Annotated in this window: 17 protein-coding genes; 16 read left to right on the top strand and 1 reads right to left on the bottom strand. The window is 28.5% G+C overall.

Features of this window, described 5'->3' with window-relative positions:
• Positions 1 to 81 precede the first annotated feature (81 nt).
• From ggt to H5J23_RS11970, 10 genes are all read left to right on the top strand, one after another.
• Positions 82 to 1,815, top strand: a complete 1,734-nt coding sequence (ggt, locus tag H5J23_RS12015) for a gamma-glutamyltransferase (protein ID WP_185892469.1) — start codon at positions 82 to 84, stop codon at positions 1,813 to 1,815.
• Positions 1,816 to 1,830: 15 nt separating this feature from the next.
• The gene (locus H5J23_RS12010) at positions 1,831 to 2,361 is read left to right on the top strand and encodes a DUF6305 family protein (protein ID WP_023050535.1); all 531 of its coding nucleotides are present in this window, start codon (positions 1,831 to 1,833) and stop codon (positions 2,359 to 2,361) included.
• Positions 2,362 to 2,419: 58 nt separating this feature from the next.
• Positions 2,420 to 3,691, top strand: coding sequence for a TRAP transporter large permease subunit (locus H5J23_RS12005; RefSeq protein WP_185892467.1), 1,272 nt, complete (start codon positions 2,420 to 2,422; stop codon positions 3,689 to 3,691).
• Positions 3,692 to 3,706: 15 nt separating this feature from the next.
• A complete protein-coding gene (locus H5J23_RS12000; RefSeq protein WP_023050537.1) occupies positions 3,707 to 3,850 on the top strand; it encodes a hypothetical protein in 144 nt (47 codons plus the stop codon).
• A 15-nt stretch (positions 3,851 to 3,865) separates the two neighbouring features.
• The gene (locus H5J23_RS11995; RefSeq protein ID WP_185892464.1) at positions 3,866 to 4,999 is read left to right on the top strand and encodes a succinylglutamate desuccinylase; all 1,134 of its coding nucleotides are present in this window, start codon (positions 3,866 to 3,868) and stop codon (positions 4,997 to 4,999) included.
• Positions 5,000 to 5,009: 10 nt separating this feature from the next.
• Entirely contained in the window at positions 5,010 to 6,140 is a 1,131-nt protein-coding gene (gene pgsB, locus H5J23_RS11990; RefSeq protein WP_185892463.1) for a poly-gamma-glutamate synthase PgsB, read from the top strand.
• On the top strand, positions 6,133 to 6,561 hold the full coding sequence (pgsC, locus tag H5J23_RS11985; protein ID WP_185892461.1) for a poly-gamma-glutamate biosynthesis protein PgsC: 429 nt from the start codon (positions 6,133 to 6,135) through the stop codon (positions 6,559 to 6,561). Before pgsB ends, pgsC begins: the two co-directional genes overlap by 8 nt.
• Positions 6,558 to 7,517, top strand: a complete 960-nt coding sequence (gene pgsW / locus H5J23_RS11980) for a poly-gamma-glutamate system protein (RefSeq protein WP_185892459.1) — start codon at positions 6,558 to 6,560, stop codon at positions 7,515 to 7,517. Before pgsC ends, pgsW begins: the two co-directional genes overlap by 4 nt.
• Before the next feature lie 150 nt (positions 7,518 to 7,667).
• Positions 7,668 to 7,868: a cold-shock protein gene (locus H5J23_RS11975; protein ID WP_185892457.1), complete on the top strand. Its 201-nt coding sequence runs from the start codon at positions 7,668 to 7,670 to the stop codon at positions 7,866 to 7,868.
• A gap of 60 nt (positions 7,869 to 7,928) precedes the next feature.
• Entirely contained in the window at positions 7,929 to 8,501 is a 573-nt protein-coding gene (locus tag H5J23_RS11970; protein ID WP_185892455.1) for a sigma-70 family RNA polymerase sigma factor, read from the top strand.
• Between the two features lie 143 nt (positions 8,502 to 8,644).
• On the opposite strand, the gene H5J23_RS11965 is transcribed toward H5J23_RS11970, so the two are convergent.
• A complete protein-coding gene (locus H5J23_RS11965) occupies positions 8,645 to 8,998 on the bottom strand; it encodes a PTS lactose/cellobiose transporter subunit IIA (RefSeq protein ID WP_185892453.1) in 354 nt (117 codons plus the stop codon).
• A 163-nt stretch (positions 8,999 to 9,161) separates the two neighbouring features.
• Between H5J23_RS11965 and H5J23_RS11960 the strand changes: the two genes are divergently transcribed.
• From H5J23_RS11960 to H5J23_RS11935, 6 genes are read left to right on the top strand one after another with little or no spacing between them, the layout of a single operon-like run.
• Complete coding sequence (locus tag H5J23_RS11960; protein WP_185892451.1) at positions 9,162 to 9,491, top strand: PTS sugar transporter subunit IIB; 330 nt, start codon at positions 9,162 to 9,164, stop codon at positions 9,489 to 9,491.
• Between the two features lie 15 nt (positions 9,492 to 9,506).
• Positions 9,507 to 10,841, top strand: coding sequence for a PTS sugar transporter subunit IIC (locus H5J23_RS11955; protein WP_185892449.1), 1,335 nt, complete (start codon positions 9,507 to 9,509; stop codon positions 10,839 to 10,841).
• A gap of 51 nt (positions 10,842 to 10,892) precedes the next feature.
• Positions 10,893 to 11,927 (top strand): Xaa-Pro peptidase family protein, encoded by a 1,035-nt coding sequence (locus H5J23_RS11950; RefSeq protein WP_185892447.1) that lies wholly within the window; start codon positions 10,893 to 10,895, stop codon positions 11,925 to 11,927.
• A complete protein-coding gene (locus tag H5J23_RS11945) occupies positions 11,921 to 12,970 on the top strand; it encodes a M42 family metallopeptidase (protein WP_185892445.1) in 1,050 nt (349 codons plus the stop codon). The genes H5J23_RS11950 and H5J23_RS11945 overlap by 7 nt, the downstream gene beginning before the upstream one ends.
• Before the next feature lie 12 nt (positions 12,971 to 12,982).
• Positions 12,983 to 14,746 carry a helix-turn-helix domain-containing protein gene (locus H5J23_RS11940; RefSeq protein ID WP_185892443.1) on the top strand — a complete coding sequence of 588 codons (1,764 nt, stop codon included), beginning with the start codon at positions 12,983 to 12,985 and terminating at the stop codon, positions 14,744 to 14,746.
• Positions 14,747 to 14,754: 8 nt separating this feature from the next.
• On the top strand, positions 14,755 to 15,903 hold the full coding sequence (locus tag H5J23_RS11935; protein ID WP_185892441.1) for a MalY/PatB family protein: 1,149 nt from the start codon (positions 14,755 to 14,757) through the stop codon (positions 15,901 to 15,903).
• The last annotated feature ends 5 nt before the right edge of the window (positions 15,904 to 15,908 follow it).

Here is a 15,908-nt window from a genome sequence, read left to right as displayed (position 1 = left end):
AGAGAAAAATGGGTGTTTTATTTACAATTTGTTTTATATATAGTATTAAATAAGTAACGAAAAGATAATCGGAGGGAGAGTATGAAAAAAAGATATTTATTTGGAGCTCTAGTTTTAGCAATTTTTTCATTTAATGAAGTGAATATTAAAGCAAATACTTCAGGAAATGTAAAAGTAGCACAAGAATTTAAACCGTATGATGAAAATGGGGAGATAATTAGAACGGGTAGAGATGCTACAGGAAAAGAGGGAGTTGTTTCTACAGGAAAATACGAAACAAGTAAGATTGGAGCAGAGATAATAAAAAAAGGAGGTAATGCTATAGATGCTGCAGTAGCTGTGGGATTTGCATTAGGTGTATGTGAACCTCAATCATCGGGCATAGGTGGAGGAGGATTCATGATGATCCGTCTTGCTAAAACAGGAGAGACAAAATTTATAGATTTTAGAGAAATTGCACCGAAAAATGCAACACCAAGTATGTGGGTGATTGGCGAAGATGGTAAAGTGGTTGGAAATGAGAAAGAAGTTGGTGGAAAATCAATAGGAACGCCTGGAGAAGTTAAAGGACTTTTATATGCTTTAGAAAAGTATGGGACGATGTCAAGAGAAGAAGTTATGAAACCAGCAATTGATATGGCTAAAAATGGATATAAAGTTTCTGCAGTTATGAATAGAGATATTAAAGAAAAATACGATGTGATTGATAATAATTCTGAAACAGCTAAAATATATTTAAAAGATGGATTGCCTTATGAAGTTGGTGATACAATTAAAAATGAAGAGTTAGCTAAAACATTAGAAAAAATTTCTAAAGAAGGAGATAGTGCATTTTATACAGGAGAGATAGCACAAGCAATTGTTGAATCTGCACAAAATGCTGGTGGTGTTTTAACATTAGAAGATTTAAAAGATTATAATATAGTTGAGAGAGAGCCTGCTAAAGGAACATACAGAGGGTATGAGATAGTAACATCTGCTCCACCTAGTTCTGGAGGAGCTCATATTATACAAATATTGAATATATTAGAAAATTATGATATTGGTAAATTGGATATTAATTCTCCAGAATATTATCATTTATTTTCAGAAGCTATAAAAATGGCTTTTGCAGATAGAGCTAAGTACATGGGAGACACAGATTTTGTAAAAGTTCCAATGAATGGAGTTTTATCAAAAGAATATGCAAAAGAGTTAGCTAATAATATAGATATGAAAAAATCAAAAGAGTATGTTGAAGGAGATGCATGGAAATACGATGAATCGGATGATACAACACACTATTCGATAGTTGATAAAGAGGGAAATATTGTATCAGTTACGAAAACCGTTAACGAAGTTTTTGCTTCTGGTGTAGTTGCAAAAGGAACAGGAGTATTATTAAATAATGAAATGGATGATTTTGTGACTGGAGAAGGTAAAGCCAATTCAGTTGTACCAGGTAAAAAGCCACTTAGTTCAATGTCACCAACAATTGTACTAAAAGATGGTAAACCTGTAATGAGTTTAGGAGCTCCTGGAGCAACAAGAATAATAACTGGAGTAGCTCAAGTTATTAGTAAAGTTGTAGACCATAATATGGATATTCAAGATGCAATTGATGCACCAAGAATACATGATGATTATGAAAAATTAGTTTATGAAACAAGAATTCCAGAAGCAACAGTTAAAAAATTAAAAGATATGGGTCATACAGTTGTAGCCGAAGGAGATTGGTTAGAATATCCTTGTGTTCAAGGAGTTACAATGAATGAAGATGGAACTTTAAGAGGTGGAGCAGATCCAAGAAGAGATGGAAAAGCTGTAGGTATTTAAAAGAGGAGGATATATATGAAAAAATTTTTTACAACAATGTTATTTTTTATTTTAGGAGTACTAGCTTTTGGAGAAAAATTTGAAAAACCTGTGTTATTAACTTCAGTAGGGCAAAGTGCTGATGTACAAATGGTAAGTGTGTTATTAAAAAAAGCTGGAGTTGAAGCAACTTTAGATAAAAATATCACTGGGGATAAGTTGGGAGCAGATAAGACAGTTGTAATAGCAATTGGAGGAAGCTCAAAAGGACTTGGAGCAGCTGGAATAAAAGTAGAAGATGAGTTAGCTAGAACTGAGCAACTACTAAAGGCTGCTAAAGACAAAGGAATAAAAATAGTCGGATTACATGTTGGTGGAGAGCAAAGAAGAGGAGAGTTATCTGATAAATTTGTAAACGCAACTGTTGGAGAGTGTGATTATTTAATTGTAGTTGAAGATGGAAATAAAGATCAACTATTTACAAAAGTAGCTGAAGAAAAGAAAATACCTTTAGTTCTTGTTCCTAAAATAAGTGGAGCAGTAGAGCCTCTAAAAGAGATTTTTTAATAAGTAGATAGAAGAGCTGCTAAAAATTTTTAGCAGCTCTTATTCAAAGGAGGAAAAAGTGTCGCAAGAATTGATAATATTTTTAGGAATGATAATAGTTTTTACATTTTCATGTTTTAAACTGAAGTTACCTGTGAGTATAGCTATGGTTTTGTCAGCTGTAACAGGAACTTTAATGAGTGGTAATGGAATCCCTGTGAGACACTTAGTTGAAGGGATGTTTGGATATATTGATACTATTCTTGTAATAGCAACAGCTATGATTTTTATGAAAACTATTCAAGAGATTGGAACGTTGAATGCTTTAAGTGCATCGATATTAAAAAAGTTCCATTCAACACCGTGGGTTCTACTAATTTTTTTAATGATTGTTAGTATGTTTCCAGGAATGATAACAGGATCTTCAACGGCAGCAGTATTAACAGCAGGAAGCATAGTAGCTCCAATACTTATGTTAGTGGGAATACCAATTGTTGAAACTGCAACAATTATTGCAATAGGTGGAATACTAGGAATGATTGCACCTCCTGTAAATGTACCAGCAATGATAATTGGTGGAGGAATAGATATGCCTTATGTTGGATTTACAATTCCTCTTCTTTTACTAACAATTCCAGTAGCTATTTTTACAGTGCTTTATTTGGGATTAAAATATGTAAAAAAAATAAATTATGATGAGATAAAATCTAAAATAAATCTAGAAGATATTGAGAGATATGGTTGGAAACTTTATTTACCAATAATCTTAGGTGTTGTTTTAATGGTTTTAGGAAAAGTTATGCCAACTATATTTAATTTAGGAATGCCTTTAATATTTTTAATAAGTGCTTTAGTTGGTTTATTTTGTGGTAAAAAAGTTAACTTTATAGCTGTTTCAAAAGAAGCAATAAAAGAAACATTGCCAGTTTTAGGAATTCTGATGGGAGTTGGAATGTTTATTCAAGTAATGACTCTTACTGGAGTTAGAGGATTTATAGTTGTAAACAGTTTAAGTTTACCACCAGCAATGATCTATGTGGCTATGGCAATAACAATTCCATTATTTGGAGCTGTATCATCTTTTGGAGCTGCATCAGTTTTAGGAGTACCATTCCTAATGGTATTTTTAGCACAAAATCAGATAATAACAGCATCATCAATCTCTTTTATAGCTGGATTAGGAGATTTAATGCCACCAACAGCTCTAGCGGGAATATTTGCTGCTCAGGTAGTTGGATTAAAAGACTATTCATTAGTTTTAAAAAAAACAATTGTTCCAGCTTTGGTAATTATAGTTTACTCTATCCTGTTTATAGTTTTCTCTAAAGAGATAGCTTCGATAATATATTAGAGGAGAGTGATAAAAATGATGTTTATTTATTTAGGAATAACGCTATATATATTAATTATGGTTGTATTAAATCTTTTTGAAGAGAAAAGATTTTTTAATCAGTTAAATGCGGCGTTAGTTATAATTCCTTTAATATTGAGATTATTAATGATAAAATAAAGAGGAGATTGTTGTATGAAAGGAAATAAAACTACAGGAGCTATACTTTTAGCTTGTTCTTTATTGATAGCTTTTATAGCAGGGAAAGAGTTTAAAAAAATGAGAGAGCCTGAGCCTATTGTAAAAGGAGAGGGAGTTACACAAGTAAAGATGTTAAGTGAGTATTTTCCAGATATAAAGGGAACTAATATGGATACTGAAATCTATGTTTTAAGAGGTAAAGAGGAGGGGGGATCTACACTTATTTTAGGTGGAACACATGGAAATGAACCGTCAGGACTTTTAAGTGCAGTATTGTTTATAGAAAATGCTAAAGTAGATAAGGGGACTGTTTATGTAATTCCAAGAACTAATAATAGTGGATATACACATAATGACCCTCAAGAGGGATCGCCTCAAAGGTTTACAATTAAAACTAAAGATGGGGATAGATGGTTTAGATATGGTTCACGTGCAACTAATCCACTAGATCAATGGCCAGATCCAGATGTGTATATACACGCAAGTTCTGGACAGCAGTTATCAGGAAATGAAACTAGAAATATAAATAGAGCTTATCCTGGAAGACCTGATGGAACGTCTACAGAAAAAGCTGCTTATGCAATAGTTCAACTGATAAAAAATGAAAAGATAGATATGACAATAGATTTACATGAAGCCTCACCAGAGTATCCAGTTATAAATGCAATAGTTGCTCATGATAGAGCGATGGGAATTGCATCAAATACAGTAATGAATCTAGAGTTTGAAGATGTGGCAATAGGATTGGAGCCATCTCCTGTTAGTTTAAGAGGATTAACTCATAGAGAGTTAGGAGATTTTACAGATACATATGCAATTTTAATGGAAACAGCTAACCCCGCTCAAGGTAGATTGAGAGGAAAAACTAATGAAGCTTTAGTTGTAACTGGTGTTGATCCAACATATGTAAAAGCTCAAAAATTAGGTCGTTTGTTTGTACCATTTGATGAGAAAGGGCATCCTCTTGACGAAAGAGTATCAAGACATGTTGGAAGTGTTGTAGAACTTATAAAAGTGATGGGAGAAAATGAACCTGAAAAAGAGATTATAATAGAAAACGTTCCCACAATTTTAGATATAAGAGAGAATGGAATAGGAAACTACTTGAATAAAGTGACGAATAATTAAGAGGTGAGTTATGGAAACTGTTGTTTTTACTTTCATAGGAATATTTTTTATAAAATTAATTTATGAGAAGATATCTTTAGAAAAAGCTAGAAAAAAAATAAAGATAGTTATTCATGTAAATGGAATAAGAGGTAAATCAACAGTTTCTAGACTTATTGATGCAGGATTAAGAGATGGAAAGAAAAGAGTATTTACTAAGGTTACTGGAACAGAACCAAAATATATAGATATTGATAATCAAGAAAAAAATATAAAAAGAATTGGAAAAGCAAATATAAGAGAGCAGATAAAAACTATAAAAAAAGCTGCAAAGTGTGAAGCGGATATATTAGTTTTAGAATGTATGGCTGTGAAGCCAGAGTTGCAAAAGATATCAGAGGAAAAAATTGTAAAAGCAGACATAGGTGTGATAACTAATGTAAGATATGATCATTTAGATGAGATGGGTGAGAGCTTAGAAAAAATTACGAACTCACTTTGTAATATGATGCCTAAAAATGGAGTTCTAGTAACTGGAGAGGAGAAAAATTTAGGTATAATTAAAGAGAAAGCTGAATTAAAAGTAACTAAAGTTTTGTTTATGGATGAATTAAAAGATGAGTATAAAGAGATAGACTTTATAGAAAATGTAGCAGTAGCTTTGAAAGTCTGTGAATGTTTAGGTGTAGATAGAGAAGTAGCATTAAAAAGAATGAAAAAATATAAAAAAGACTCTGGAGTTTTAAAAGAGATAAAATTTCTAAACTCTCAAGGTAAAAAAATAAGTTTTATAAATCTTTTAGCAGCCAATGATCCTGATTCTAGTGAAAAGATTATAAAAAATTTTGAGAGTGAAGAGTTATGGACTAGAAAAAAATACCTTATGGTTAATAATAGAAGAGATAGATTAAGTCGATTAGAGCAATTTGTAAATTTTGTTGAAAAGCATGAGAAAAAATTTGAAAAAATATTTATCTCAGGTGAGAGCATAAATATTTTTTATAAAAAACTTAATAAAAATATGAATAAAGTTGAAGTTTTGAAAAACATAGAGCAATTCGATATTTTAGCTGAAGATTCAGTTATTTTTGCAGTGGGGAATATATGTGGGAAAGGAAAAGAGTTATTAAAAGAGATTGAAAGTAGGGGTATAGATGAATGAAACTATAGTTGTAATTGGGGTATTATTAAGTATTTTATTTTATGAAGTAAGTGAACTATCTCCTGGTGGACTTATAGTTCCTGGTTATTTTGCACTTTTTTCAAATGACTACAAAAGAATAGTTGTAACAATATTAGTTGCATTTTTTGTATTAATAGTTGTAAGGTTTTTAGAAAAATATCTCATAATCTATGGAAGACGTAGATTTGCAATATATATTATAATAACTTTTTTATTTAAAAGATTTATAGGGGAGTTAGATTTTGAGATTTTAATTGGAGGAGAGGTAATAGGGCTTCTTATACCTGCAATTTTAGCTCAAGATTTAGATAGAAATGGAGTAAAAAAGACTTTGCCAGCACTTCTTATATTAACAGGAGTTATAAAAAGTATTATTATAATAAGTGGGAGTTTTATATGAAAAAATATTCATTATATTTATTAGCAATTTTAGTTGGAATATGTCTAATCTTAGGGGATATGGAGTTTGGAGATAAGCATGAAGGTTTTGATGAGATGTTAGAAGCTAAAAATTTAATGGTAAAACTTTCTAGAGAGATATACAGTGAAAAGATAAACAGAGCAATTAATATTGATAGGAAATTAGATATTTTAGAAAGTGGTTTGATAGGAGAGGAGTTCACAGGAATAACTACAACATTAGGAGACTTAGATAGTAAGAGAATATCTACAAATCCAGAGTTTGCAGCTTATTTTGTGAAAGAATTGAAAAATAAAGGATTGAAAAAAGATGATGTTGTATATGTAAATATGTCGAGCTCATTTCCAGGTCTTAATCTGTCTTTAATATCAGCCTTAGATACTCTCAATTTAAGGGGAGTTATAATAAACTCCATAGGTTCATCAATGTATGGAGCTAATAACGAAGAGTTTACATTTTTAGAAATGATAAATTTTTTAAAATCTAAAAATATGATAAAAAATAGTATAGAACTTTATACGTTAGGTGGAGATGCAGACAAAGGATTAAATTTTGATGAAGATGTGAAAGGGCACTTAGTAGAAAGATTAAATGAGATAGATATTCCAAAATTAGATTTTAAAGATTTAAACGACAACATAGGAAAAAGAATAGCTTACTATGAAAAATATCCAAATCCAAAGTATTTTATAAATATTGGTGGAAATTTGGTTTCTACTAAGTTAGAAAAGTATTATGAAAGTTTAGGAATTCCAACTTTAACTATGCTAAATATTAAACAGATAGCTCTTGCTAATGGAATTTCTAATGTTAAAAATACAAAGCAACTATATGAAAAGTCTCAAAATCTTATATTTTATTTTGGGATTGTATTTGTCTTTATAGGGTATATTTTTTTGAATTACAAAAACCTCTCTTACAAAAGTGACTCTTAAGGAGTTTAATTATGTTCTCATTTTTTTGTTGCAATAGCTTCTTATTTATCTCTTGAAGAAATTTTAAAAAAAATAAAAAAAGCTTCTAATAGATATAATTAAAATTACATTATATAATATAACTAACATTATCAAAATTAGGAGGGAAACATGTTAAAAGGAACAGTTAAATGGTTTAATAAAGAGAAGGGGTTTGGATTTATAACTTGTGAGAATGGGGAGGATCATTTCGTTCATTTTTCAGCAATAAACGCTGAGGGGTTCAGAGTTTTAGAAGAGGGGCAAAAAGTATCTTTTAGAGCTGAGGTAGCAGATAAAGGATCTCTAGCAAAAGACGTAACAATAGGATAAGCTAATTTTAGAGTGAACATCAAGTTTCACTCTTTTTTTTTAATACAAGGGGGAAACTATATGGATGGTGAAAGAGTAATTTTAGCAAGAAATGGGGATGAAGAGGAGTTAGAGAAAATTTTTTTGGAGTATAAAAAAAGCATATTAAAGTACAATAAAATGTTTTATTTAAAAGGTGGGGACTCTAACGACTTACTTCAAGAGGGATATATAGGTTTAATGAAAGCTATAAAAGGGTATGATGAAAAAAGAGAGGTATCTTTTTCACATTTTGCAAGTGTATGTATAAAAAGACAGATAATCACAGCTATTAAAAGCTATAATTCAAGTAAAAATTTATCACTAAATAATAGTTCAGTAGATGAAGAGATTGATATAGATTATTACTTTAAGTCATCTACTTACTACTCTCCTGAGGAGATGATTTTAGGAAAAGAGTTTCTAGAAGGGCTAAAAAAATATTTAGATGTAAATTTAACTTCACTTGAAAAAAAGGTGTTTCCATATATGTGCCAAGGATATACATATTTGGAAACATCTAAAAGATTAAATGAAAAAGTAAAAAGAATAGATAACGCAATTTGTAGAACAAAGCAAAAGATAAAGCTATATATTGAAAGTTATTTAGAGTAATAATTTTTTCAAATGCTGTTATTAGCAAGTAGGTGACTTAATTGATAAAGAACTACACACACTATAAAATATAATATTAAAACTAATTATATAATAAAAGGAGAAAAAAATTCATTTTAATGAAAATTATCTCCTTTTTCTTTTTATATATTTTTTATTTTATTTTCTAATTCAAGAATTCTTTTATTTTGTTTAATCATTTTTTTAATTAATTCTCTTTCTGAAAGAGCAGTCATAAGATGATCTTGAGCATGAACAAAAAGCATTGTGATAGTCATTCTATTTCCACCAGCTTCTTTTTGAATAAGATCAGTTTGAATATGATGTGCTTTTAAAACTGCTTCATCACATTTTTTAAGCATCTCTTCGGCTTCTTGGAAATTTCCATCTTCAGAGAAAGATAGAGCTTTATAAGCGTATCCTTTAGCTTCTCCAGCATGTCCAACTATTCCAAAAACTACCATTTCCAATTCTTCTAACATTTCTTCATTTGACATATAAATAACCTCCCAAAATTTTTTAAAATCTTAACATATTAATCTTATTTCGTATATGAAAGTTTATTTCCAAAAAAATTGAAATAAACTTTTGTTGAAAAAAATAATTAAATTGATAGAATAACGTATATATAAAACAAAAAAAAAACAAAATGGAGGGTATATGAAGATTTTATTAGTTTGTGCAGGAGGATTTTCAACTACGATGATGATGGGGGCTATAAAAAAAGTTGTAGCTAAAAGTGAGAAATTAAAGAATGAAGACTTTGAACCAATGGAGGCGATTCCAGTGGATAGACTTCCAGAAAAAATAGGAAACTTTGATATTGTTCTTGTAGGACCTCAGTTAGGGCATAAATTTGATTATGTTCAAGAGGTTGCAAAAGAGAATAATAAACCATCAGTTTTATTAAGTGCAGAAATTTATGGTGCAATGGATGGAGCAACAGTTTTAAAACAAGCTTTAGTAGCTCATAAAAGATATCACGGATAAAATAGGGGGAGAATGATGGGATTATTTGAAAAATTTGAAAGTATTATAAAAAAAATATTAGTTCCAATAGCAGAAAAGATTGATAAGCAACCACATTTAACAGCAGTAAAAAAAGGAATGGTTGTTTTAACGCCGATTTTATTATTAGGATCGATGGCGTATCCACTGAAAACTTTAAAAAATATATTTGCTAGTTCTCAAATGGTTCAAGATTGGTTTGCAAATAATGTTTATCTAATTGATTTGTTAATAAAGTTTTCGTTAGGTTTTGTTGGTGTTTATGCAGTTATAGCTATATCATATTTTTTAAGTGAAAGGTATAAAATATATACTGTTGGAGCAGTTACACTATCGCTATTTTCTTTTTTGGTAACTGTAACTAATTTAAATAAAGATGGTAGTTTAGATATAAAATATTTTGATTCAAAGGGGCTATTTACAGCTATATTTATTGCATTAATAACTGTTGAAATTTATAAATATTTTACTGATCATAAATTAGTTATTAAAATGCCAGAAGGTGTGCCTGATTTTGTATCTAGATCATTTGAATTAATAACACCGACAGCTTTTATAGCGATATTTTTCATAAGCTTAAGATATTTAGTATCATCTCTTTCAGGAGGGATGCTTTTACCAGAAGTTATAATGAAAGTTTTAGCTCCAGCAATAGGAAGTATGGATAACTTATTTGTAGTATGGTTTGTAATAATGCTTCGTTTAATGTTTTGGTTTTTTGGAATTCACTCAGCAGTATTGTCCCCAGTTTTATCACCAATTTTTGTTCAATATTTAGCAGAAAACATAGCGGCAAAAGAAGCAGGATTACCACTACCACATTTTGCAACAGGGGGAGTATTTTCAGCCTTTGTAAACTTTACAGGTTCTGGTGTTACAATGGGACTTGTTTTAGCTATGTTATTTGGAAAAACAAAAAGATATAAAAAAGTGGCACAAGTTTCATTAATACCGGGTCTATTTGGAATAAACGAACCAATTTTATTTGGAGGACCAGTAATATTAAATCCAATACTATTTATACCATTTGTATTTGGAAGTTCTTTAATAAGTTTAATGCCATTAGCTCTTATGAAATACGGATTTTTAGCTAAACCATTTTTTGATCCACCATATTTACCATTATTCTTTGAAGGATTTTTAACTGGATTTGATTGGAAAGCTCCATTTGTCCAAATAGTTCAATTAATATTGTCATTTTTAGTTTATTATCCATTCTTTAAAGTTTTAGAAAAAGAGGAGTTAAAATCTGAAGCAGAAAGCAAAAAAATTCATGAAATATTTACACAAGAGGATAACGATATTTTAGAAGATTTAGAGCTAGATTTCTAAGTTAAAGAAGCTGATTTTATTCAGCTTCTTTAACTATATTTGGAGGAGAAAATGTTAAGAGAAAATCAAGGATTATTAGTTGTAAAAAAAGAAAATAAATTTTATCTATCAAATTTTACAGGAAGTGGTGGATACCTATTGATAACTTCTAAAAAAAAATATATTTTAATAGAAGGTAAGTATAAAAAACAAGCTCAAGAGCAGTGTAAAGAGTTTTCTATTGTAGTTTTGAAAGATAAAAATTTTGTACAATGTTTAAGAGAAATCTGTGAAAATAATGGTGTAGAAGAGTTAATTTTTGAAGAAAATACAGTAGTGTACTCACTTTATAAAGAACTTCAAAAATTACCTTTTAAATTAGTAGAGAGTAAAAATTTAGTTGAAAATCAAAGAGCTATAAAAAGATACGATGAAATAGAAATTATAAAAAAATCTTGTGATATTGCACAAAAATCAATTGAAAGAGCATTAGATGAATTTGAAATTAACATGAGTGAAAAAGATTTAGCTGATAATATAGAGAGAAATGCAAAAAAATTAGGAGCTGAAAAAATTGATTTTATTATTGTTGTTTCTGGAGAAAGGGGAGCTTTACCACATGGAAGGCCAATAGATAAAAAAATAGAATTAGGAGAATTATTAACAATAGATTTTGGCTGTATATACAATGGGTATCATTCAGATATAACAAGGACATATAGTATTGGAGAAGTAAATTTTAAGTTAAAAGAAATTTATGATGTTGTAAAAGAGGCTCAACAACTAGGTGTTTCAATGGTAAAGCCTGGGATTAATACAAAAGAGATTGATAGAGTAGTAAGAGAATATATAAAAAGTGCAGGATTCGGAGAATATTTTGTTCACGGTTTAGGGCATGGAATAGGAGTAGAAGGACATGAGAAGCCACTTTTAAATGAGTGTGAGAATAATATTTTAAAAGCTGGAATGGTTTTGACAATTGAACCAGGAATATATATTCCTGAATTAGGAGGAGCTCGAATAGAAGACACTGTGTTAGTAACAAATGATAGTTATGAATTATTAACAACAATATCAAAAGAATTTAAGGAGATTGGATTATGTTAAAGAACTTTGAATTTATAAAAAAAATCACTGAAGCTCATGGACCTGCTGGCTCTGAAGATGAAGTTAGAAATATTATAAGAGAGGAATTAAATGATATATGTAGTTCATTTGACTACGATAATTTAGGAAGTATAATTTGTCATTTATCAAAAAATAAAAAGATAAAAGTAGCTGTTGTAGCTCATATGGATGAGGTTGGCTTTTTAGTAGAAAGAATAACAAAAGATGGACATATTAGAGTTTACCAACTAGGAGGAACAGATCCAGTAATAGCTCAAAATAATATAGTTGAAATAAAAACGTATTTAGGATCTAAAATAAAGGGTGTTTTATCTAGTGATACATCTTCTAAGGAAACAAAAATAGGAAATTTATATGTAGATATAGGGTGCCAGAGTGAAGATGAAGTAAAAAAATTAGGAATTGAAATAGGTGATTCAATAACTTTTATAACACAAACTCAATATTTAGATTCTAAAAATATAATAGCAAAATCGTGGGATGATAGAGTAGGGTGTATTTTAGGAATAGAGTTATTAAAAAAATTTAAAAATATTGAATTAAATTGTGATTTATATTTTATAGGAACAGTTCAAGAAGAGATAGGAACTAGAGGAGGAAAAACATCTATAAATAAATTACAACCAGATATTATAATAAATTTGGATGTAGCTACAGCAAAAAATACTTTAGGAGGTAAAGAGTTAGGAAGAAATTATGGAGAGGGACCATGTTTCGTTATAGCTGATAAATTAGCTTTAGGTAATAAAGTTTTATTAAAAGAGTTTGTTAGAAGTGCACAGAAAATTGAAGGTAAATATCAATTAGATTTTTTAAAAGGTGGGGGAACGGATAATGGTCCAGGAAGTAATAGTGGATATGGGATAGCTGGATTGTCAGTTGTGTTGCCAGTAAAAAATTGTCACACTCCTTATACGATATTAAATGAAAAAGACTACTTAGAGTGTTATAATGTATTAGAAGAGTTTATAAGGAATATAGATGAAGAGATTTTAAATAAAGTTTATTCTTATAAAAAATAAAGGGGGATTTTTTTGAGTTTAAATAGAAAAGATTTTGAGATAATTAGATTAGTTTCCAATGAAAAAATAAATCTAAAAGAATTGGCATTAAATTTCAAAACAACAGACAGAAATATAAGGTATTCAATAGATAATATAAATCATTATTTAAAAAAATTTTCAGCTGGAAACAACATAGAAGTAATTAATGGGGTAATAAATTTTGATATAAATGAAGAGTTAGTAAAAAAATTTTGCGGTGAAAAAAATAAAAAAAATTATATTTTTTCTAAAGAAGAGAGAGAAGAGTATATTTTAATATGTCTTTTTTTTCGAGATACTATAAGTTTGAAAGCTATTGAAGAATATTTACAAGTAAGTATAACAACTCTTAGAAAAGATTTAAAAGATATTGAGAAAATTCTAGAAAAGTATCAACTTTATTTGGAAAATAGTTTTGGGAAAATATTTGTTAAAGGTAATGAAAAAAAATTAAGACATTTAAAAATGATTTATGCTCTAAAATATATCTATTTAAATGAAGAGGAATTAAAATATATAGATAAGTTATTCTTCTTTCAAAAAGATATAGTGTTAATTTTACAAAATTATTTAAGTAATCAAAATATTAATAGATGTTTTGATATTCTAAAAATTTTCGAGAAAAAATTAAAAATAAAGTTTGAAAAAGAATTCAAAAATATAATTTTTATATATTTAATAATTACTTTTGAAAGAATTAATAAAGGTTATATTTTAGTTAAAAAAAATAATTGGGAATTTTTAAAGAATACATCTTATTATAAAATAATTCAAAAAGATATCTTTAAAAATAACAATAGATACATGTATGAGGCACTACATCTTTCTGAATATTTTTTAAGTGGTCATAACTCAGAAAGTTTTTATGAAAATAGATTTTTAATAGATAGTTTTGTATGTAAGTTGCTAAATGTTTTAAGTGAAACAAAAATAAAAAATTTAATAAATGATAAAGAGTTTTTAGAAGAGATTATTGAGTATTTAACAGCTGCAATATATAGAGTAAAAAATAACTTTATATTAAATTATAAATTAGAATTAAATGAAATTGAAAGTAGAGTTTATGAGGAGATATCTAAAAATAGAGATGAGATTAATAAATATCTAAAAGAACCGCTTAGAGATGAAGAGTTTATGCTGATATCTCAAATAGTATGTAAACACTTAAGAAAACAGAAAATAGAAAAGATAAAGTTAAATAAAATATTAGGTATTATTGAAAAAAATTCTGAAAAATCTTCTATAGATATAATTGCAAAGGAACTATTAGAACTTTACCCTAACTTGATAGAAAATGATATAAAAACAAATAAGCAACTTAGTTTACTAGATATAATAACAGAGAAAGATATAAAGTTTACAAAATGTTATGATATAAAAGAGTTAGTAGATGTATTTATAAGCAATCTTTATGAAAATAGTTTTATAGAAAGAGAGTTTATAGATTCTGTTTACAGTATGTTAGCTAATAAAGAGTTTGATTATATAGATAATGAGAGTACACTTATATTTTATGGAAAAGAGACAAAATATAATAAAAGATTAGGAATCTCTCTAATTTTTAATGAAAATAATATAAAGTTTGAAGATAAAGATATTAAGTATTTTATTTTACTTTCAAATGTAGATAAGTATAATTATCTAGGTGTATTAAGGGATTTACAAAAGCTTATAGAGGTAAATGGATTGAAAGAATTATCAAAACTTCAATCACAAAAATCCGTGATTGAGAAAATAGTAAATATAATAGATTAGGGGGCATAATGAATTTTAATAAAGTTATAGATAGAAGAGGGACTTATTCGACGCAATGGGATTATATAGAAGATAGATTTGGAGAAGGAACAAAAGACTTAACCCCTTTTTCAATTTCAGATATGGATTTACAAAGTCCAAAAGAGATTATAAAATCTTTAGAAAAAGTTTTATTTCATGGAATATTTGGTTACTCTCGTTGGAATCATTCAGAGTATAAGGGAGCAATAAAAAATTGGTATTTAAAAAGATATAAAACTGTTATAGAAGAGGAATGGATAGTATATTCCCCAGCAGTTATATATAGTATATCTATATTATTAGAAGAACTTCTAAAAGATGGTGAAAAAATATTAACTCATACTCCAAGATATGACGGATTTACAAAAATACTTAATAATTATAATGTTGTAGATATAGAGTTAATCGAAGTTTTTAAAGGAGAGTACAGGACAAATTTTAAAAAAATAGAGGATGAATTTAAAAATGGGGTTAAAGTATTTTTATTGTGTAATCCAGAAAATCCAGTTGGGAAAGTGTGGAGTAGAGAAGAGTTAAGTAAATTAGTTGAACTTTGTAAAGAGTATAATGTATATTTAATATCTGATGATATTCATATGGATATAGCTAGAAAAGATGTAACTCCAATTGTAAAATTAAGAGAAGAGAAAACTGTTATTGCATCTTCAGCTTCAAAAAGTTTTAATACACCAGCGCTAGGTGGATCTTATGTGATTATTCCAGATAAAGATTTAAGAGAAAAATTTTTATACTTAGTCAAAGAAAAACATGCTTTAGGATCTCCTATGATTATGGGAATGTTATCAACAATGGCTGCTTATAATGAATGTGAGTATTGGTTGGATGATTTAAATAAACATTTAACTGATAATTGTGAATACGTTGTAAAAGAACTTGATGGATACAAAGGCTTAAAGGCTTATGTTCCAAATGGAACGTATTTAATGTGGATAGATTTTAAAGAAACAAAAATTAATCCAAAAGAATTTCAAAGAAGATTAATTGAAGTTGGAAAAGTAGCTATAATGTCTGGAGAGACTTATGGAGATCCTTATAAAATAAGATTAAATGTAGGATGTTCTTTGGAAAAAGTAAAAATAGCTGTTAATGGAATAAAGGTAGCTCTAGATTGTTAAAAAAG

Origin of the sequence: Cetobacterium sp. 2G large, from assembly GCF_014250655.1 — a bacterium.
In the GTDB taxonomy this organism is placed as follows: domain Bacteria; phylum Fusobacteriota; class Fusobacteriia; order Fusobacteriales; family Fusobacteriaceae; genus Cetobacterium_A; species Cetobacterium_A somerae.
The sequence above is the reverse complement of the archived record's forward strand: the minus strand, read 5'-3'. Positions and strand labels throughout refer to the sequence as shown.